General features: G+C 64.3%; 18 protein-coding genes. 14 read left to right on the forward strand and 4 right to left on the reverse strand.

The features are described from left to right. The first annotated feature begins 12 nt into the window (after positions 1 to 12). The 5 genes from secD (at position 13) to M2320_RS16570 (ending at position 4,469) form a co-directional block, all read left to right on the forward strand. Positions 13 to 1,590 (forward strand): protein translocase subunit SecD, encoded by a 1,578-nt coding sequence (gene secD / locus M2320_RS16550; RefSeq protein ID WP_264598218.1) that lies wholly within the window; start codon positions 13 to 15, stop codon positions 1,588 to 1,590. 9 nt (positions 1,591 to 1,599) lie between these two features. Beyond that, a complete protein-coding gene (gene secF, locus M2320_RS16555) occupies positions 1,600 to 2,553 on the forward strand; it encodes a protein translocase subunit SecF (RefSeq protein WP_184427968.1) in 954 nt (317 codons plus the stop codon). Beyond that, positions 2,550 to 2,939 (forward strand): Mth938-like domain-containing protein, encoded by a 390-nt coding sequence (locus M2320_RS16560; protein ID WP_319801443.1) that lies wholly within the window; start codon positions 2,550 to 2,552, stop codon positions 2,937 to 2,939. The genes secF and M2320_RS16560 overlap by 4 nt, the downstream gene beginning before the upstream one ends. A 163-nt stretch (positions 2,940 to 3,102) precedes the next feature. Then, complete coding sequence (locus M2320_RS16565) at positions 3,103 to 3,459, forward strand: endonuclease domain-containing protein (protein WP_264598219.1); 357 nt, start codon at positions 3,103 to 3,105, stop codon at positions 3,457 to 3,459. A 203-nt stretch (positions 3,460 to 3,662) separates the two neighbouring features. Further along, positions 3,663 to 4,469 carry a phytoene/squalene synthase family protein gene (locus tag M2320_RS16570; RefSeq protein WP_264598220.1) on the forward strand — a complete coding sequence of 269 codons (807 nt, stop codon included), beginning with the start codon at positions 3,663 to 3,665 and terminating at the stop codon, positions 4,467 to 4,469. 141 nt (positions 4,470 to 4,610) lie between these two features. Here M2320_RS16570 and M2320_RS16575 read toward each other — a convergent pair whose 3' ends face one another. Both M2320_RS16575 and trmFO read right to left on the reverse strand, forming a co-directional pair. Further along, positions 4,611 to 4,850 carry a hypothetical protein gene (locus tag M2320_RS16575; RefSeq protein ID WP_264598221.1) on the reverse strand — a complete coding sequence of 80 codons (240 nt, stop codon included), beginning with the start codon at positions 4,848 to 4,850 and terminating at the stop codon, positions 4,611 to 4,613. Between the two features lie 55 nt (positions 4,851 to 4,905). After that, positions 4,906 to 6,312 (reverse strand): methylenetetrahydrofolate--tRNA-(uracil(54)-C(5))-methyltransferase (FADH(2)-oxidizing) TrmFO, encoded by a 1,407-nt coding sequence (gene trmFO / locus M2320_RS16580; protein WP_264598222.1) that lies wholly within the window; start codon positions 6,310 to 6,312, stop codon positions 4,906 to 4,908. Between the two features lie 326 nt (positions 6,313 to 6,638). On the opposite strand from trmFO, the gene M2320_RS16585 reads away from it, so the two are divergent. Beyond that, positions 6,639 to 7,058 carry a GIY-YIG nuclease family protein gene (locus M2320_RS16585; protein ID WP_319801444.1) on the forward strand — a complete coding sequence of 140 codons (420 nt, stop codon included), beginning with the start codon at positions 6,639 to 6,641 and terminating at the stop codon, positions 7,056 to 7,058. A 74-nt stretch (positions 7,059 to 7,132) separates the two neighbouring features. Here the strand turns inward: M2320_RS16585 and M2320_RS16590 are convergent, their stop codons facing one another. Beyond that, entirely contained in the window at positions 7,133 to 7,348 is a 216-nt protein-coding gene (locus M2320_RS16590) for a YbdD/YjiX family protein (protein ID WP_264598223.1), read from the reverse strand. After that, positions 7,320 to 9,407: a carbon starvation CstA family protein gene (locus M2320_RS16595; RefSeq protein WP_184430219.1), complete on the reverse strand. Its 2,088-nt coding sequence runs from the start codon at positions 9,405 to 9,407 to the stop codon at positions 7,320 to 7,322. Before M2320_RS16595 ends, M2320_RS16590 begins: the two co-directional genes overlap by 29 nt. A 194-nt stretch (positions 9,408 to 9,601) precedes the next feature. On the opposite strand from M2320_RS16595, the gene M2320_RS16600 reads away from it, so the two are divergent. The 8 genes from M2320_RS16600 to M2320_RS16635 all read left to right on the forward strand — a co-directional run bounded on the left by M2320_RS16600 (position 9,602) and on the right by M2320_RS16635 (position 16,789). Further along, positions 9,602 to 10,276 carry an HAD-IA family hydrolase gene (locus tag M2320_RS16600; RefSeq protein ID WP_264598224.1) on the forward strand — a complete coding sequence of 225 codons (675 nt, stop codon included), beginning with the start codon at positions 9,602 to 9,604 and terminating at the stop codon, positions 10,274 to 10,276. After that, positions 10,245 to 11,063 carry an ATP12 family chaperone protein gene (locus M2320_RS16605; RefSeq protein ID WP_264598225.1) on the forward strand — a complete coding sequence of 273 codons (819 nt, stop codon included), beginning with the start codon at positions 10,245 to 10,247 and terminating at the stop codon, positions 11,061 to 11,063. Before M2320_RS16600 ends, M2320_RS16605 begins: the two co-directional genes overlap by 32 nt. A gap of 296 nt (positions 11,064 to 11,359) precedes the next feature. Further along, positions 11,360 to 11,869 (forward strand): single-stranded DNA-binding protein, encoded by a 510-nt coding sequence (gene ssb, locus M2320_RS16610; protein ID WP_184427977.1) that lies wholly within the window; start codon positions 11,360 to 11,362, stop codon positions 11,867 to 11,869. Between the two features lie 204 nt (positions 11,870 to 12,073). After that, the gene (locus M2320_RS16615) at positions 12,074 to 12,505 is read left to right on the forward strand and encodes a hypothetical protein (protein ID WP_184427978.1); all 432 of its coding nucleotides are present in this window, start codon (positions 12,074 to 12,076) and stop codon (positions 12,503 to 12,505) included. A 119-nt stretch (positions 12,506 to 12,624) separates the two neighbouring features. Beyond that, positions 12,625 to 14,247, forward strand: a complete 1,623-nt coding sequence (locus M2320_RS16620) for an ABC-F family ATP-binding cassette domain-containing protein (RefSeq protein ID WP_264598226.1) — start codon at positions 12,625 to 12,627, stop codon at positions 14,245 to 14,247. A 15-nt stretch (positions 14,248 to 14,262) separates the two neighbouring features. Beyond that, positions 14,263 to 14,493 (forward strand): DUF6429 family protein, encoded by a 231-nt coding sequence (locus tag M2320_RS16625; RefSeq protein WP_264598227.1) that lies wholly within the window; start codon positions 14,263 to 14,265, stop codon positions 14,491 to 14,493. A gap of 120 nt (positions 14,494 to 14,613) precedes the next feature. Beyond that, positions 14,614 to 16,140, forward strand: coding sequence for a leucyl aminopeptidase (locus M2320_RS16630; RefSeq protein WP_264598228.1), 1,527 nt, complete (start codon positions 14,614 to 14,616; stop codon positions 16,138 to 16,140). A 193-nt stretch (positions 16,141 to 16,333) separates the two neighbouring features. Further along, entirely contained in the window at positions 16,334 to 16,789 is a 456-nt protein-coding gene (locus M2320_RS16635; RefSeq protein ID WP_264598229.1) for a DNA polymerase III subunit chi, read from the forward strand. Positions 16,790 to 16,825: the final 36 nt, after the last annotated feature.

Below are 16,825 nucleotides of genomic sequence, written 5' to 3' on the forward strand. Positions count from 1 at the left end.
TTCTAGCCGATCATGCTGCGGTTCCCCCTCTGGAAAACCCTCCTCACCCTCGCCGCGACGCTGATCGCCATCGCGATCTGCGTTCCCAGCATGATCGGGCCGGACAACCGGGCGAAGCTCGCCTCGGTCCTGCCGTCGTGGTTTCAGCCGCAAAGCATCGTGCTCGGCCTCGACCTGCAGGGCGGCGCGCATCTCCTTTATGAGGTCGATCGCGCCGATGTCGTGAAAACCATGACGCAGAACCTGCGCGACGATCTGCGCCGGTTGCTGCGCGAGGAAAAGGTGGGCGTTTCCGGCGGCGTCGGCGTCACCGCCCGCGGCGTGCAGGTCCGTCTCGCCGATCCCAAGGATTTTTCCAGAATCCAGACCAAACTGTCGCAGCTCGTGCCGCTCGCGGCCAATGGGCCGGGCTCCGGCCTGGAGGTCAGTAATGACGATGGTCTGGTGCGCCTGACCATCACCGACGCCGCAATCGACAACAAGGTGAAGCGCGCGGTCGAGCAGACCATCGAAGTCTTGAACCGCCGCGTCAACGGCCTCGGCACCACCGAGCCGAACATCCAGCGCCAGGGCGCCGACCGCGTGCTCGTCGAAGTGCCGGGCCTGCAGGACACCAACCGGCTGAAGGAAATCGTCGGCACCACGGCGAAACTGGAGTTCCGCCTGGTCGCCGAGCCGGGCGCGCCTCCCGGCGACGTCGAACAGCTCGAGCAGACCGATCAGCCGGGCAAACTGCCGGTGGAAAAGCAGGTGATGGTGGAGGGCGAGGACCTCACCGACGCCCAGCCCGGTTTCGACTCGCGCACCAACGAGCCGGTCGTCAATTTCCGCTTCAACATCAGGGGCGGCCAGAAATTCGGGCAGGTGACCTCCGCCAATGTCGGCCGGCCCTTCGCCATCGTGCTCGACAACAAGGTGATTTCCGCGCCGCGCATCCTCGGGCCGATCACCGGCGGCTCCGGCCAGATTTCCGGCCGGTTCACCGTCGAGCAGGCCAATAATCTGTCGATCCTTTTGCGCGCTGGCGCGTTGCCCGCCAAACTCACCATTGTCGAGGAGCGGACCGTGGGTCCGGGTCTGGGCCAGGATTCGATCGACGCCGGCAAGCGCGCCGCCTATTGGGCCGCAGGTCTGGTCGTCACCTATATGTTGATCACCTATGGCACGTTCGGCGTGTTCGCCAATATCGCCTTGCTGATCCACATTTCCATGATTTTTGCGGCTCTGGTGCTGCTGCGGGCGACTTTGACCCTGCCGGGCATAGCCGGGATCGTCTTGACCATCGGCATGGCGGTGGATTCCAACGTTTTGATCTACGAACGCATCCGCGAAGAATCGCATGCGGGGCGCTCGATCATTTCGGCGCTGGACGCCGGTTTTAACCGCGCCTTTGCAACCATCGTCGACTCCAATGTCACCATGTTCGTGGTGGCCGCCATCCTCTACTTCCTCGGCTCCGGTCCGGTGCGCGGCTTCGCCGTCTCGCTGGCGCTCGGCATTCTGACGACCATCGTCACCGCCGTGACCATGACGCGCATGATGATCGCGCTGTGGTACAAGTACCGCCGTCCGACCAAGCTGCCGATCTAAGGTTTGACCATGAAACTGCTGCGGCTTGCGCCCGAAAACACCAAATTCCCGTTTATGCGCTTCCGGCGCGTGTCCTATCCGTTCTCGGCCGTGCTCTCCATCGTGTCGGTGCTGCTGTTCCTGTTCGTCGGGATGAATTTCGGCATCGACTTTTCCGGCGGCACGCTGCTGGAAATCCAGGCCAAGAACGGCAAGGCCGATCTCTCCTATATTCGCGATCTCTCCGAGCATCTGAACCTCGGCGATCTCGAAGTTCAGGGCTTTGGCAGCGACGCCGACGCCTCCATCCGCTTCGGCATGCAGCCGGGCGGCGATGTCGCCCAGCAGGCGGCGGTCGAGAAGGTGAAAAAGGCGCTCGGCGACGCCTATGAATTCCGCCGCGTCGAGGTCGTGGGGCCGCGCGTCTCCGGCGAACTGGTGCAACAGGGTACGCTCGGCGTGGTCATCTCGATCTTCGCCGTGCTCGCCTATCTGTGGTTCCGCTTCGAATGGCAGTTCGCCATTGGCGCGATCATCGCCACCATGCACGATCTGTTGCTGACGGTGGGCTTCTTCTCGATCACGCAATTGGAGTTCAACACCACCTCGATTGCGGCGATTCTGACCATTGTCGGCTATTCGCTCAACGAGACCGTGGTGGTGTTGGACCGCATCCGCGAAATGATGCGCAAGTACAAGAAAATGCCGACGGACCAGCTGATCGACATGTCGGTCAACGCCGTGCTGCCGCGCACCTTGATGACGGCGACGACCGTGTTCCTGGCGCTGCTGTCGCTGGTGATCTTTGGCGGCAACGTGATTCGCTCGTTCTCGCTGGCGATGATGTGGGGCATTTTCGTCGCCACCTATTCGTCGATCTTCATCTGCTCGCCGACGCTGATCTATCTCGGCCTGCGCAACGAGCGCAGCGGTCGCGACGAGACCACGGCCGGCGCAAAGCCGCTGGCGAGCGGGAAGCTTTGATCCCAGAGCGCAAGTACGAGGGGTTTCTGCCCGGCGCCCATATGATCGAGGGCATCGGGCAGGGGGCTTTCGAGTTCGGCGGCATGTCGCATGTCGGCTCGCTGCTGCTGCTGCCTGATGGCGTGCGCGCCATTTCGGTCACGCGTTTTGCCGAGGTGGACGAGGGCGTGCTGGCGCCCTTGTTCGCTTTGCCGCGCGGAAACGTGGAATTGCTGCTGTTCGGCTGCGGGCCGTCGCTGCAGCCGGTTCCTCCCGGTTTGCGCCAGCGGTTGCTGGAGGCGGGGGTGCGCTGTGATCCCATGAGCACCGGCCATGCCGCGCAGACCTATAATATTTTGCTGGGTGAAAAACGCCGGGTTGGAGCGCTGTTGATCGCCGTGGCTTAGGGCTGCTTCTATCGGAAAGAACCCCTCATCCGGCGCTTCGCGCCACCTTCTCCCGCAAGGGGAGAAGGGACATCCCGCAACTTTGTAGGAGGTGGACTCCTTCGCCCCTTGCGGGAGAAGGTGGCTCGCGGCGCGAGCCGCGAGACGGATGAGGGGCGCTGCGATGCGCAATACCGATGTTTCACCCCTGCTGAAAGCGCGGGCGCGCGCCATGCGACATGGTCCGACCGAGGCCGAGGCCGCGCTCTGGAAAATCTTACGCGGACCCCGTCTCAGCGCGTTGAAGTTCCGGCGGCAGGCGCCCATTCCCCCTTATATTGTTGATTTCTTATGTTTTGAGCATCGGTTGATCGTGGAGGCGGATGGGTCTCAGCATGCGGAAAATCCGCGGGATGATCGTCGGGACGCCTTTCTGCTGTCGCAGGAATTCACAATAGTGCGATTTTGGACTCACGAAATCTTGCACGCGCGCGCGGCTGTGGAAAATACCATACTTGCGCGTTGCGGGTTGCCGTGGTGAGGAGTTGGCATGTTGAGATTCGTCGGGGGCGCCCCCTCATCCGTCTCGCGCTTCGCGCGAGCCACCTTCTCCCGCAAGGGGAGAAGGGTGAGCCCGTTCTGCGGTATTGCGGCGCTTTCTGTCTTCCACGACGATGAGCGCCGGCTTTCCTTCTCCCCTTGCGGGAGAATGAGGCGCGAAGCGCCGGATGAGGGGTTTTTCGCATGACCGCCTCTCCCGACTCCTACGCCCATTGCGAGGCCCTCCTGCGCGACGGCGACAAGGATCGCTGGCTCGCCACCATGTTCGCGCCGGCCGAAAAACGGCCCTATCTGCACGCGCTCTACGCCTTCAACCTGGAGGTGTCGCGCATCGCCGGTCAGGTCACCCAGCCGCTGCTCGGCGAAATGCGGCTGCAATTCTGGACCGATCTGCTCAATGGGGGCGGCGGCGAGCAAAATCCGGTGGCCGAGGCCCTACTCGACACGCTCGACGTTTGCCGCCTGCACCGCGAGGTGCTGCTGGAGCTGCTGGAGGCCCGGCTGTTCGATCTCTATGACGAGCCGCATCCCGATCTCGAGGCGCTCGATCATTATTGCGACCTCACCTGCGGCGCGCTGTTCCGTCTTGCCGGCCAGATCCTTGACCCCTCCGCGCCTGGACTCGCCGCCGCGCCGGCCGGGCGCGCCTATGCGCTCACCGGGCTGATGCGCGCGTTGCCCTGGCTGGCGGCGGAGCACAAATCGCTGGTTCCCGCCGATGTGGCGGCGCGCCATGGGGTGAGGGGCCTGCAGAACTCGCCGGCCTTGCGGGCGGCGCTGGAGGAATTGCGCGCCCACGCCCGCGAAAATCTGGGAAAAACCCGCGCGGCCCTGGAGCGCACGCCGGCCGCGGAGCGCCCCGCCTATCGCGCGTTGGCGCTGCCGAAGCTTTATCTCGCCCAGATGGACGACGCGGCCGATCCCTTGGCCCCGCTGCCGGAAATCGCCCAATGGCGCCGGCAATGGGCGCTGCTGCGCGCGAAGGTTTAGAGTCCCGCCGTTCCGATGGCGATGGTTCGATGCTTCGACAGGCTCAGCAGGCTGCTTCGCAGCCTCCTCACCATGAGGGGTTTCTCTATAGGGCGCCGCCTTGGCGGGACGGTTCACGGGTCTGCAGCCTGCTCTCGCGACTCAAAAATCGAAGAACTTTTCGCGCAGCGCGTTCTCGTAATCCTGCTTGGCTTCCTTCGCCCGGTCGCGGGCGTCCTCCTCGTCGAAATGCGCCTGTTCCCAGCGGTCCACTTCGGCGAGGGTGTGATTGACGCAGACCAGCGCCTCCTCAGCGCGGATCGCCGCAATCCATTGCTCCAGCGCCGCCTTATAGGCGCTCTGCAGCGCGTCGAGTTCGGAATAGTCCTGGACGTCGCTCATGGCATCCTCCTGACCTTCAAAACTTAGGCCAGGCGCGTGAAACCGTGATGACGGCTTACGCGGTCGTCAGCCATGTCTTCAGATCGGCCTCGGCGCGGGCGGACAGGGCGCGCTTTTTGGCGATGGCCTTTTCCGGGCCGCGCAGCCTCTTGCCGTCGGGGGCTTTCGGCGTCTCCGCGAGCGGCGGGAACAGGCCGAAATTGACGTTCATCGGCTGAAAGCTTTGAGGGCCGTTGTCGATCGTGTCGATGTGGCCGCCGGTGATGTGGTTGAGCAGCGCGCCGATCGCCGTGGTCGGCGGCGGCGGTTGCAGGATCACGCCCAGGCGCTCGGCCGCCGCCATGCGGCCGGCGATCAGCCCCACCGCCGCGCTCTCGACATAGCCCTCGCAGCCCGTGATTTGTCCGGCGAAGCGAATCCGCGTGTCCGCCTTGAGCCGCAGCCGCGCGTCGAGCACGCGCGGGGAATTGAGAAACGTGTTGCGGTGCAGGCCGCCGAGCCGCGCGAATTCCGCCTTTTCCAGCCCGGGAATGGTGCGAAAAACCTTTTGTTGCGCGCCATAGGTGAGCTTGGTTTGGAAGCCGACCATGTTGTAGAGCGTGCCCAGGGCGTTGTCCTGGCGCAGTTGGATGATCGCGCAGGGCTTTTGCGTGGGATTGTGCGGGTTGGTGAGGCCGACGGGTTTTAACGGCCCATGGCGCAGGGTCTCGCGGCCGCGCTCCGCCATCACTTCGATCGGCAGGCAGCCGTCGAAATAGGGCGTCTTCTCCCATTCCTTGAACGCGACCTTTTCGCCTTCGAGCAGCGCGTCGATAAAAGCTTCGTACTGGTCGCGGTCGAGGGGGCAGTTGATGTAGTCGGCGCCGGTGCCGCCCGGTCCCGTCTTGTCGTAACGCGACTGGAACCAGGCCTTGTCCATGTCGATCGAGTCTTTATGGACGATCGGGGCGATGGCGTCGAAAAAGGCCAGCTCCTGCTCGCCGGTCTTTTGCTTGATGGCGTCGGCGAGGGCGGCCGAGGTCAGCGGCCCCGTGGCGATGATGACATTGTCCCATGTCTCCGGGGGCAGTTCCGAAATTTCCTCGCGGCGGACCCAGATGTTCGGGTCGTTTTCCAGCGCATGGGTGACGGCGGCGGCAAAGCCGTCGCGGTCCACCGCCAGCGCGCCGCCCGCCGGCACCTGATGCGCGTCGGCGCAGCCCATGATCAGCGAGTTCATTGCCCGCATTTCCCGGTGCAGCACGCCCACCGCATTGGTGGAGGCCTCGTCGGAGCGGAACGAGTTGGAGCAGACGAGTTCGGCGAGCGAATCCGTCTTATGGGCGTCGGTCGGGCGGGTCGGGCGCATTTCATGCAGGATCACCGGCGCGCCGGCGCGGGCGATCTGCCACGCGGCTTCGCTGCCTGCGAGTCCGCCGCCAATGACGTGGATGGGATCGATGTCGAATGCGGGATTGGCCATGGGTGCTCCGTCGGGAGCGCGCTTTTAGCGCGGACCGGCGGGGGAGGGAAGCGGGGCGGTGGCGCTGTTTTGGTCTTGTTGACCCGGGCCTTTGGGAGGGGATTTGGTGAATTTTCTACCTTTGGTTGAATGCGATTTGCAAAATGTGATCAGAAATCGCGTTATTTCGCGCAATTTGTGCGAAAAACCGCGCGAAACACGTGCGTTTTCATATGTGCAACTTTGAGGTTGTTACGCGGACCGGGGCGGCGGCGGCGTGAAGGAAGATCTTGAATATCAGAGGTTTGCGGGAAAAAGTTTCACGTGGAACATAACAGGAACAAATTTTGGGCGTTTGTCAAGCCGGGGGGAGCGGTTTTCACTTTTTACAAAATGGCGGTTTTGGCTTGCTGGCCTGGGCGCATCCGCCGTCATGCGCGGGCTTGTCCCGGGCATCCACGCCGGCCCAACATGCCAGGATGAAGGGCGGATGGGTGTACATCGTCACCAACAGGCCGAACGGCATCCTTTACACGGGCGTGACGGCTGATTTGGCGCGACGAATTTATGAGCATCGGACCGGCGCTGGAGCAGGGTTTACCCAGCGCTATGGGTTGCATCGCCTCGTCTATTACGAGCGATATGAAGACATCGTCACGGCCATACAACGTGAGAAGAATGTCAAACATTGGCCGCGCGCCTGGAAGGCGCGGTTGATTGTCGAGTTCAATGAAGATTGGCGAGACCTGTATGACGATCTGGCTTGACCTTATGGCAGTTAGCCCGACGGGTCGGCGTGGATGCCCGGGACAAGCCCGGGCATGACGGTTGATCTTGCGCTTCAGCAGCACCTGAATCCGGCGTTGTTGCCCACCCCGAACCGACGATCCTCGCGATTGCGGAAAAATTCCGTGCGGGTCATCGGCGTCTGGCCCGGATGCGTCCGGGCCATATGGGCGACATAGGCGTCGTAGTCGGGCTGGCCGCACATCAGCGCGGCCGTCTGACTTAAAGCCCGGCCAAAGTTCTTAAGCCCCTGAGGGCAGCACACCGGCATCGCCGACCTCCCTGGTGGAGACGTTGGGATTGCGGCGCGCCTTGAAAATGGTGGCGAAGCCGAACACCACCATGGTCAGCACCACCGCCATGAAAATGGCGGTCAGGCCGGCGTCGACATAGGCGTTCTGCACCACGCGCGCCATATCCTCGGCGGTTTTGGCCGGCGCGAGCGTCTTGCCCTCGGCGGCGGCGGCCGCATATTTGTTGGCCTGCGCCAGGAAGCCGATCGCCGGGTTGGCGTCGAACAGCTTTTGCCAGCCGGCGGTGAGCGTGCACACCAGCAGCCAGATGGTCGGCACGATGGTCACCCAAGTGTAGCGGTCGCGCTTCATCTTGAACAAGGCCGCCGTGCACAGGATCAAAGCGATCGCCGCCAGCATCTGGTTGGCGATGCCGAACAGCGGCCACAGCGTGTTGATGCCGCCGAGTGGATCGACCACGCCCTGGTAGAGGAAATAGCCCCACATCGCGACCGCGAGACCGGTGGCGACCAGATTGGCCGCCCAGTTGCGGGTGCGCGCCATGAACGGCACGAAATGGCCGGTCAGGTCCTGGATCATGAAGCGGGCGACGCGGGTGCCGGCGTCGACCGTGGTCAGGATGAACAGGGCCTCGAACAGAATGGCGAAATGGTACCAGAACGCCTTCATCGCCGAGCCGCCCAAGAATCCTGAGAGGATTTCGGCCATGCCCACGGCGAGAGTCGGCGCGCCGCCGGCGCGCGACAGAATGGTCTTTTCGCCGACATCGGCCGCGGCCTGGGTCAGCATTTCAGGGGTGACCGTGAACCCCCAGCCGGAGATCACCGAGGCCGCCTTGACCGCGTCGGTTCCGATCACGCCGGCCGGCGCGTTCATGGCGAAATAGACGCCCGGCTCCAGCGCGGTGGCGGCGATCAGCGCCATAATGCCCACGAAGCTTTCCATGAGCATGCCGCCATAGCCGATGAAGCGCAGCTCCGATTCGCGCATCGCCATTTTCGGCGTCGTGCCCGACGCAATGAGCGCGTGAAAACCGGAGACGGCGCCGCAGGCGATGGTGATGAACAGGAAGGGGAACAGCGCGCCCTTGAACACGGGCCCCGTGCCGTCGATGTACTGGGTCACGGCCGGCATTTTCAGCGCGGGCATGACGAAGGCGATGCCGATCGCCAGCGCGAAGATCGTGCCGATCTTGAGGAAGGTCGACAGATAGTCGCGCGGGGCCAGCAGCAGCCAGACCGGCAGGACCGAAGCGACGAAACCATAGCCGATCAGCAGCAGCGCCAGCGTCTCGCCCTTGAAGGTGAACAGCGGCGCGAGCGTCGCGCTTTCCGCCACGGTGCGGCCGAACAGGATGCCGGCGATCAGCAGCACGAAGCCGATGATCGACATTTCCATGATGCGGCCCGGCCGGATGAAGCGGTTGTAGAGGCCCATGATGATGGCGGTGGGCAGGGTGGAGAACACGGTGAACGTGCCCCACGGGCTGCCGGCCAGCGCCTTGACCACCACCAGCGCCAGCACGGCGAGCAGGATGACCATGATGGCGAGCACGCCGAACTGGGCGATCAGGCCGGCGGTGACGCCCATTTCCGTCTTGATCATGTCGCCGAGCGAGCGGCCGTCGCGACGTGTGGAGAGGAACAGGACGGTGAAATCCTGGACCGCGCCGGCGAAGACCACGCCGACCAGCAGCCAGAGCGTGCCGGGCAGAAAGCCCATTTGCGCCGCGAGCACCGGGCCGACCAGCGGGCCGGCGCCGGCGATGGCCGCGAAATGGTGGCCGAACAGCACATATTTGTCGGTCGGGACGTAATCGAGCCCGTCATTGTGGCGCACAGCCGGCGTTGGGCGGGAATCGTCGAGGCGCAGGGCGCGGCGCGCGATGACGAGGCTGTAGAAGCGGTAGGCGATCAGATAGACGCAGATGGCGGCGGTCACCACCCAGAGCGCGTTGATGGTTTCGCCGCGGTGCAGGGCGACCCACCCCAGCGCGAAGGCGCCGAGCGCCGCGACGGCGATCCAGGCAAAATAGGACAAAATCCCCGCTTTGCGGGGCTCCGCTAGGCTCGTCATCTACGTTTCCTCCGCCGCTCAGAGCGGCTTTTTTATGGCGGTCCAGGCGCATAGGGATGACTCGTCGCCACAGACCCGTCAAGGTTTTAGCGGCACAACGCGTGAGCGCGCCGGCGAGTTTCTGCGCTGATGTTCGAATTGGCGGCGCGTTCCGGCGGGTCTATAGTCCGGCCGGACTCGTTTGGGAGGGCGCGATGAAGCTCGTCATGTTCGATATCGACGGCACGCTGGTGGACAGCCAGAATTTCATCGTCGAGGCGCAGCGACGCGCCTTCGCCGCCCATAACCGCCCGGCGCCGAGCCGCGAACGCGCTCTGTCGGTGGTCGGCCTGTCGCTGCGCGAGGCCTTTGTCGAACTCACCGACGGCCAGGGGCCGGTGGAGACGCTCGCCGCCTCCTACAAGGCGGCCTATAGCGAGTTGCGCGCCCAGGCCACGCCGGACGAGGACAAGATCTATCCGGGAATCGACGCGCTGCTGCGCCGTCTGGCGGCGCGGCCGGATTGCAAGCTCGGCATCGCCACCGGCAAGAGCCGGGTCGGCGTGCAAAAGCTGTTCGCGCGGCAGAATTGGGGCGAGCTGTTCGCCACGGTGCAGACGGCCGATGACGCCATTTCGAAACCGGCGACGGAAATGTTCGAGCGCGCCTTGCGCGAGACCGGCATTGAGGTGAAAGACGCCTGCATGGTCGGCGACACCACATTCGACATCACCATGGGCCACCGCGCCGGCGCCCATTGCATCGGCGTGTGCTGGGGCTATCACTGCCACGACAAGCTGAAGGTCGCTGGCGCAAATGTGCTCGTCCACAGCGTGGACGAATTGGAGACGAGGCTGGATGAGTTCTTCCAACGATCCGACACTCCGTGACGATCTGACCGCCCTGTTCGTCGCCGACGAGGAGCGCAATCCCGTCAAGGCGGCGCAGCGCGAGATGGCGCGTCCGCTGCCCAAGCGGTTTTATACGGATGTGGCGGTCGTTCCCGTCGAGAACGGGTTTGGCCTGAGCCTCGACGGCAAGGCGGTGCGCACCCCGGCGCGGGCGGCGCTCGCCCTCCCGACTCTGGCGCTGGCCGAAGCGATCGCCGCGGAATGGCGCGGGCAGGGGGAGCACATCAATCCCGCGACCATGCCGCTGACCCGCATGGCCAATACCGCGCTCGACGGCGTCGCCGCGCAAATGGCGCAGGTGGCGGCGGAAGTGGCGAAATTCGCCGGCTCCGACCTGATCTGCTACCGCGCCGGCGAGCCCGAGGCTTTGATCGCGGCGCAGAACGCCGCCTGGACGCCGGTGCTCGATTTCGCCCGCGATTTTTTAGGGGCGCGCTTCAATCTCGCGGAGGGCGTGATGTTCGTGGCGCAGCCGGAGGAGACGCTCGCCGCGGTGGCGCGGGCGATCGAGGACGAGGCGGCCAAGCCCGACGGCGCGTTCCGCCTCACCGCGCTGCATGAAATGACGGCGCTGACCGGCTCGGTCCTGATCGCGCTGGCGCTGGCGCGCGGCGCGGAGACATTCGAGCGGGGCTGGGCGGCGGCGCATGTGGACGAGGACCACCAGATTCGCCTCTGGGGCGCCGATGCGGAGGCGCAGGCGCGCCGCGACATCCGGCTGAGGGACATGCGCGCGGCCTATGAGATGTATGCGGCGCTGGGATAGGGGCGAATCCTTCTCCCCTTGCGGGAGAAGGTGGCGCGAAGCGCCGGATGAGGGGGCCACGCGGCGGAACCCCTCATCCGTCTCGCACCTAACGGTGCGAGCCACCTTCTCCCGCAAGGGGAGAAGGTTGGGCTGCGGCCACGCCTTTGATTTTTCGGCCCGGCGGCGCCAAATGGCTCGCCTCGCCCATTCCTCCCGCTTCAAACGCGGTAAACGCGTTGTGGACAAGGCCATTGCGCACGCGCGACGGCGCTTTGAACCGTATAAGATGCGCGGCTCGCGAATGGGGGAACAATATGTCGGGTAGCGTCAACAAGGTCATTCTCATCGGCAATCTCGGCCGCGACCCCGAGGTGCGCCGCACCGCCAATGGCGATCCCGTCGTGACCTTCTCGCTCGCCACCACCGAGAGCTGGCGCGACAAGGCGACGGGCGAGCGCCGCGACCGCACCGAATGGCACAATGTCGTCATCTTCAATGAAAACCTGGGCAAGATCGCCGAGCAATATTGCAAGAAGGGCGCGAAGATTTACATCGAAGGCCAGTTGCAGACCCGCGAGTTCCAGGACAAGGACGGCAACCAGCGCAAGACGACCGAAGTGGTGCTGCAACGCTTCCGTGGCGAACTGACCCTGCTTGACAGCCGCGGGCGCGGCGGCGACGAGGGCGCCTATGGCGGCGGCGAGTCCTTCGGCCGCTCCTCGCCGATGCAGCGCGGCTCCTCGGGCGGGCAGGGCGGCGGATTCGGCGGCGGCTCCGGCGGCGGCCGGTCCTCCGACGCGCTCGACGACGACATTCCGTTCTGACCGTCGCCCCTTCCGCGCGCCGTCCCCGAGCAGCGGTGAGATATTGCGGCAGGTCATAACCATAACCCAATGGGCGCCAACAAAAGGGTTTGCGCCGGGCGGCGAGATACAGCACTGTCGGTCGCCGTACTTTGTCTGAACTTGTTCGGCGCGCGCATCACGCCGCGCTTCATTTTGGCGTTGCGCCAGAGACCGGAGGTTTGAATGATCAATCGTCGTCATATCTTTAAGACCGTCGCCGCCGCTGCGGCCGCCGTCTGCATCGCGTCCGCTCCGGCGCTCGCCGATTCCGGCAAGGTCCGGCTGCGATTCGCCAGCGGCGGCTTCATCATCGGCGTCGGCGGCGGCTCGGGCACGTTGACCTTCCGTGGCCGGAGCTATCCGCTGAGCATTGGCGGCCTCAGCGTCGGCGTGATCGGCGCCTCCGGCGGCACCCTGGTCGGCCGCGCGCTCAACCTGCGCCAGCCCACCGACATTGTCGGCACCTATTCCGCCATTGGCGCCGGCGTCGCCGTTGCGGCCGGCGCGCGCGTCTTCCGCATGCAGAACCAGAATGGCGTCATTCTGGAGTTGCGCGGCAATCAGGTCGGCTTCGAGGCCAACGCCGGCCTGAGCGGCTTCAGCCTGTCGCTGTGATCGCCTGAAACCGCTAGACTTTTGGGAGCGGCCTCGCAAGAGGCCGCTCCGTTTGTTTGAGATGAAAGACTTTCTTCGCCCGACCCGGCGCCCTACAAGGCGCGACGAAAGGGCGAGACATGATCCGACTCGATAATATCAGCAAGCAGAACGGCACCCACCTCATCTTCATCGAGGCCTCCGCCGCCCTTTTACGCGGGGAAAAGGTGGGGTTGGTCGGACCGAACGGCGCCGGAAAAACCACTTTGTTTCGTCTCATCGCCGGCCAGGAAAATCCGGACGAGGGGCAGGTCTCGACCGATCGCGGAATCACCATCGGCTATTTCAACCAGGATGTCGGCGAAATGTCCGGCCACAGCGCCGTCGCCGAAGCGATGAACGGCGCCGGACCGGTGAGCGAGGTCGCCGCCGAATTGAAGGCGCTGGAGGCCGAAATGGCCGATCCCGAGGCCATGGATCGCATGGACGAGATCGTCCACCGCTATGGCGAGGTTCAGGCGCGTTTCGAGGAACTCGACGGCTATGCGCTCGAAGGTCGCGCGCGCGAAGTTTTGGCGGGCCTGAACTTTTCCGACGAGATGATGGACGGCGACGTCGGCAAATTGTCGGGCGGCTGGAAGATGCGCGTGGCGCTCGCCCGCATCCTGCTGATGCGCCCCGACGCCATGCTCCTGGATGAGCCGAGCAACCATCTCGACTTGGAAAGCCTGATCTGGCTCGAGGATTTTTTAAAGGGCTATGACGGCGCGCTGCTGATGACCTCGCACGACCGCGCCTTCATGAACCGGATCGTCGGAAAAATCATCGAGATCGACGGGGGATCGCTGAACTCCTATTCCGGCGATTACGAATTCTACGAGCAGCAGCGCGCGCTCAACGAAAAGCAGCAGCAGGCGCAATTCGAGCGCCAGCAGGCCATGCTCGCCAAGGAGATCAAGTTCATCGAGCGGTTCAAGGCGCGCGCGTCGCACGCGTCGCAGGTGCAAAGCCGGGTCAAAAAACTCGACAAGATTGAAAAAGTCGAACCGCCGCGCCGCCGCCAGACCGTCATGTTCGACTTCCCCCCGGCGCCGCGCTCCGGCGAAGACGTGGCGACGCTCAAGGGGGTCAAAAAGGCTTACGGCTCCAAGCGCATCTATGACGGCCTCGATTTCCAGGTGCGGCGGAAAGAACGCTGGGCGGTGATGGGGGTGAACGGCGCGGGCAAATCGACGCTCCTCAAACTTGTGGCGGGGACGGCCGAGCCGGACGCGGGCGCGGTGACCATCGGCTCCGCCACCAAAATGGGCTATTTCGCCCAGCACGCCATGGAGCTTTTGGACGGCGAGGCCACCATTTTTGAGGATCTCGAAGCCACGTTCCCGCAGGCGGGCAGGGGGGCGCTGATGACGCTCGCCGGCTGTTTCGGTTTTTCCGGCGACGATGTGGAGAAAAAGTGCCGGGTGCTGTCGGGCGGCGAAAAGGCGCGGCTGGTGATGGCGAAAATGCTGTTTGACCCGCCGAATTTTCTGGTGCTCGACGAGCCGACCAACCATTTGGACATCGCCACCAAGGAAATGCTGATCAAGGCCTTGTCGGCGTTCGAGGGGGCGATGCTGTTCGTCTCCCACGACCGGCATTTTTTGGCGGCGCTGTCGAACCGGGTGTTTGAACTGACCCCGGATGGCGTGCATCAATATCCCGGCGGCTACAGCGAATATGTGGCGTCCACCGGACAGGAGGCGCCCGGTTTGCGGCATTGAACCGGAGGAGCACATATGAAGGTCAGTCCGGACAAGATCGACGATGCGGTTCTCGCACTGCTTTGGCTGACGCTCCACGACGAGCGCCGCGCCTGGAAAGGCTTTGATTTTGATGTGCTCGACCGTCTCCATCAGAAGGGATTGATCGACGATCCCCACGGGAAGGCCAAGTCGCTGGTCCTCACCGACGACGGTCTGCAACGCGCCGAAGCGCTATTCAAGGAGCTGTTCACGCAGTCCTCTTGACGCCGGGAGGTCATTGAGGTTGCGGATTGACCCTCTTCGCGGCGCCGGCGCATAGTGCCTTCAGGCGCTTCCGCGCGTTGTCCGATTCCGGCGTTCTCGCCGGCCAGCCAAGAGGTTCACATGTCCGCGACCGTCTCGATCGGCGCTCTTCCCCTGTCCGAGGTTTTGACCGCGCCGGAAAAGGGCGCTCTGACCGTGATCGCCTTCGCAGGCAAGGATTTGGCGCTCGGCGCCGAGACGACGAAGATTTTGGGCGACGCCGCCGGCTTGATCGGCTCGTCCGCGGAATTCGCAGGGTTCAAGGGCAAGATCGGCTCGGCGCTGGAGTTTTTGGCCCCCGCCGGCCTCGCCGCGCAAAAACTGATTGTTCTGGGGACCACGCCGGACAAGGACGGCGAAAAGCTGGATTACCTCCGTCTCGGCGGCATCGCCGCGTCAAAACTGGGAAAATCCAAGCTCGCCCGCGTCATTTTCGATTTCGCGGCGGCGCCCGAGGATTTTGCCGCCGCCGCCGGGGATTTCGCCCTGGGCCTGCGGCTGCGCGCCTATAAATTCGACCAGTTCAAGACGAAAAAGGCCAAGAAGGACGAGCCGGAAAAGGACAATGACGAGCCCGTCGAAGTTGTCCTCGCCGGAACCGACGCGGGCGTGCTGGGGCAGGCGATCGCCGAAACCTCCGGCCTCGCCGATTCCGTGAATCTGGCGCGCCGTCTCGTCAACCTGCCGCCCAACCTGCTCTATCCCGAGAGTTTCGCCGCCGAGGCCAAGGAGCTGGAAAAGCTTGGCGTGGAGGTGGAGATCCTCGACGTCCCCGCCATGGAAAAGCTGGGCATGCGGGCGCTGCTCGGGGTCGGGCAGGGGTCCGCGCGGCCGAGCCGCGTGGTGATCATGCGCTGGAACGGCGGCAAGGAGGGCGAAGCCCCGCTGGCCTTCATCGGCAAGGGCGTCTGTTTCGATTCCGGCGGCGTGTCGATCAAGCCCGGCGCCGGCATGGAGGACATGAAGGGGGATATGGGCGGCGCCGCCGCGGTCACCGGCCTGTTGCGCGCGCTCGCCGTGCGCAAGGCCAAAGCGAATGTGGTCGGCGCCATCGGCCTGGTCGAAAACATGCCCGACGGCGGCGCCCAGCGCCCGTCCGACATTGTCACCGCCATGTCCGGAACCACCATCGAAATCATCAATACCGATGCGGAAGGCCGCCTGGTGCTCGCCGACGTGCTCTGGCACGTGCAAAGCGCCTACAAGCCGGCCTTCATGATCGATCTCGCGACCCTGACCGGCGCCATCCTGGTGTCGCTTGGCCAGGAATATGCCGGGCTGTTCTCCAACAATGACGAACTCTCGGAAAAGCTGAAGAAGGCCGGCGAGGCCAGCGGCGAAAAGGTCTGGCGCCTGCCGATGGGCCCCGCCTATGAAAAGATGATCGAATCGAAGTTCGCCGACATCAAGAACACCGGCGGGCGCTTCGCCGGCTCGATCACCGCCGCGCATTTCCTGCAGCATTTCGTCAATGACACGCCCTGGGCGCATCTCGACATAGCGGGGACGGCGATGGGTTCGCCATCGAGCGATCTCAACCAGAGCTGGGGCTCCGGCTGGGGCGTGCGCCTGCTCGACCGCCTCGTGCGCGATTTTTATGAGGAATGACGCCTTCCGCTCACATCACGGCCGTCATGCCCGGGCTTGTCCCGGGCATCCACGCCGGGAGGCGCGACCGTAATCCCAAAGAATTTGCTCGGCGGCGCCGCGTGGATGGCCGGGACAAGCCCGGTCATGACGACATCGGGGCGCGTCGCGCGTCGGACGTTTCCGGACTCGTGGCGTCGGTCCGCCCTCCCCAATGACCGAAGTCTGGTTCTATCAACTCCAGCGCCGCCGGCTGGAACAAGTCTTGCCCAATCTGGTCGAGCGGGTGCTGCAGCGTGGCTGGCGCGCGGTGATCCAAGCGGCGACGCCGGAGCGCCTCGCGACCCTCGACGACCTGCTGTGGACCTATGCCGAGGATTCCTTCCTGCCACATGGCGGCGGAAAGAACGGCGACCCCGAAATGCAGCCGGTCTGGCTCACTCTGGGCGACGATAACCCCAACGACGCCCAGACCCGGTTCCTGCTCGAGGGGGTCGAGGCGACGCATTTTGTCGATCATGGTTACCAGCGACTCATCATCCTGTTTGACGGCCGCGACGAGGATTTTCTGCAGGCGGCGCGCGTCCAATGGAAAAAACTACGCCAAATCAACGCGACGCTCGCCTATTGGGCGGAAACCGACGAGGGCGGCTGGCAAAAGCAGGCGTGAACGCGCGACATCACGCGCCAGGGTCACGCCGTATTT

The organism is Rhodoblastus acidophilus (genome assembly GCF_025961575.1).
GTDB classification, from domain to species: domain Bacteria; phylum Pseudomonadota; class Alphaproteobacteria; order Rhizobiales; family Beijerinckiaceae; genus Rhodoblastus; species Rhodoblastus acidophilus_C.

Bases quoted from the DNA above. Each gene is read 5' to 3' on its own strand.
- ssb (WP_184427977.1), top strand. From the start codon at position 11,360: ATGTCGGGTAGCGTCAACAAGGTCATTCTCATCGGCAATCTCGGCCGC.
- M2320_RS16565 (WP_264598219.1), top strand. From the start codon at position 3,103: ATGCGCAATACCGATGTTTCACCCCTGCTGAAAGCGCGGGCGCGCGCC.
- M2320_RS16605 (WP_264598225.1), top strand. From the start codon at position 10,245: ATGAGTTCTTCCAACGATCCGACACTCCGTGACGATCTGACCGCCCTG.
- M2320_RS16625 (WP_264598227.1), top strand. From the start codon at position 14,263: ATGAAGGTCAGTCCGGACAAGATCGACGATGCGGTTCTCGCACTGCTT.
- M2320_RS16635 (WP_264598229.1), top strand. From the start codon at position 16,334: ATGACCGAAGTCTGGTTCTATCAACTCCAGCGCCGCCGGCTGGAACAA.
- M2320_RS16595 (WP_184430219.1), bottom strand. From the start codon at position 9,407: ATGACGAGCCTAGCGGAGCCCCGCAAAGCGGGGATTTTGTCCTATTTT.
- M2320_RS16620 (WP_264598226.1), top strand. From the start codon at position 12,625: ATGATCCGACTCGATAATATCAGCAAGCAGAACGGCACCCACCTCATC.
- M2320_RS16630 (WP_264598228.1), top strand. From the start codon at position 14,614: ATGTCCGCGACCGTCTCGATCGGCGCTCTTCCCCTGTCCGAGGTTTTG.
- M2320_RS16575 (WP_264598221.1), bottom strand. From the start codon at position 4,850: ATGAGCGACGTCCAGGACTATTCCGAACTCGACGCGCTGCAGAGCGCC.
- secD (WP_264598218.1), top strand. From the start codon at position 13: ATGCTGCGGTTCCCCCTCTGGAAAACCCTCCTCACCCTCGCCGCGACG.
- M2320_RS16570 (WP_264598220.1), top strand. From the start codon at position 3,663: ATGACCGCCTCTCCCGACTCCTACGCCCATTGCGAGGCCCTCCTGCGC.
- M2320_RS16615 (WP_184427978.1), top strand. From the start codon at position 12,074: ATGATCAATCGTCGTCATATCTTTAAGACCGTCGCCGCCGCTGCGGCC.
- M2320_RS16600 (WP_264598224.1), top strand. From the start codon at position 9,602: ATGAAGCTCGTCATGTTCGATATCGACGGCACGCTGGTGGACAGCCAG.
- trmFO (WP_264598222.1), bottom strand. From the start codon at position 6,312: ATGGCCAATCCCGCATTCGACATCGATCCCATCCACGTCATTGGCGGC.
- secF (WP_184427968.1), top strand. From the start codon at position 1,600: ATGAAACTGCTGCGGCTTGCGCCCGAAAACACCAAATTCCCGTTTATG.
- M2320_RS16590 (WP_264598223.1), bottom strand. From the start codon at position 7,348: ATGCCGGTGTGCTGCCCTCAGGGGCTTAAGAACTTTGGCCGGGCTTTA.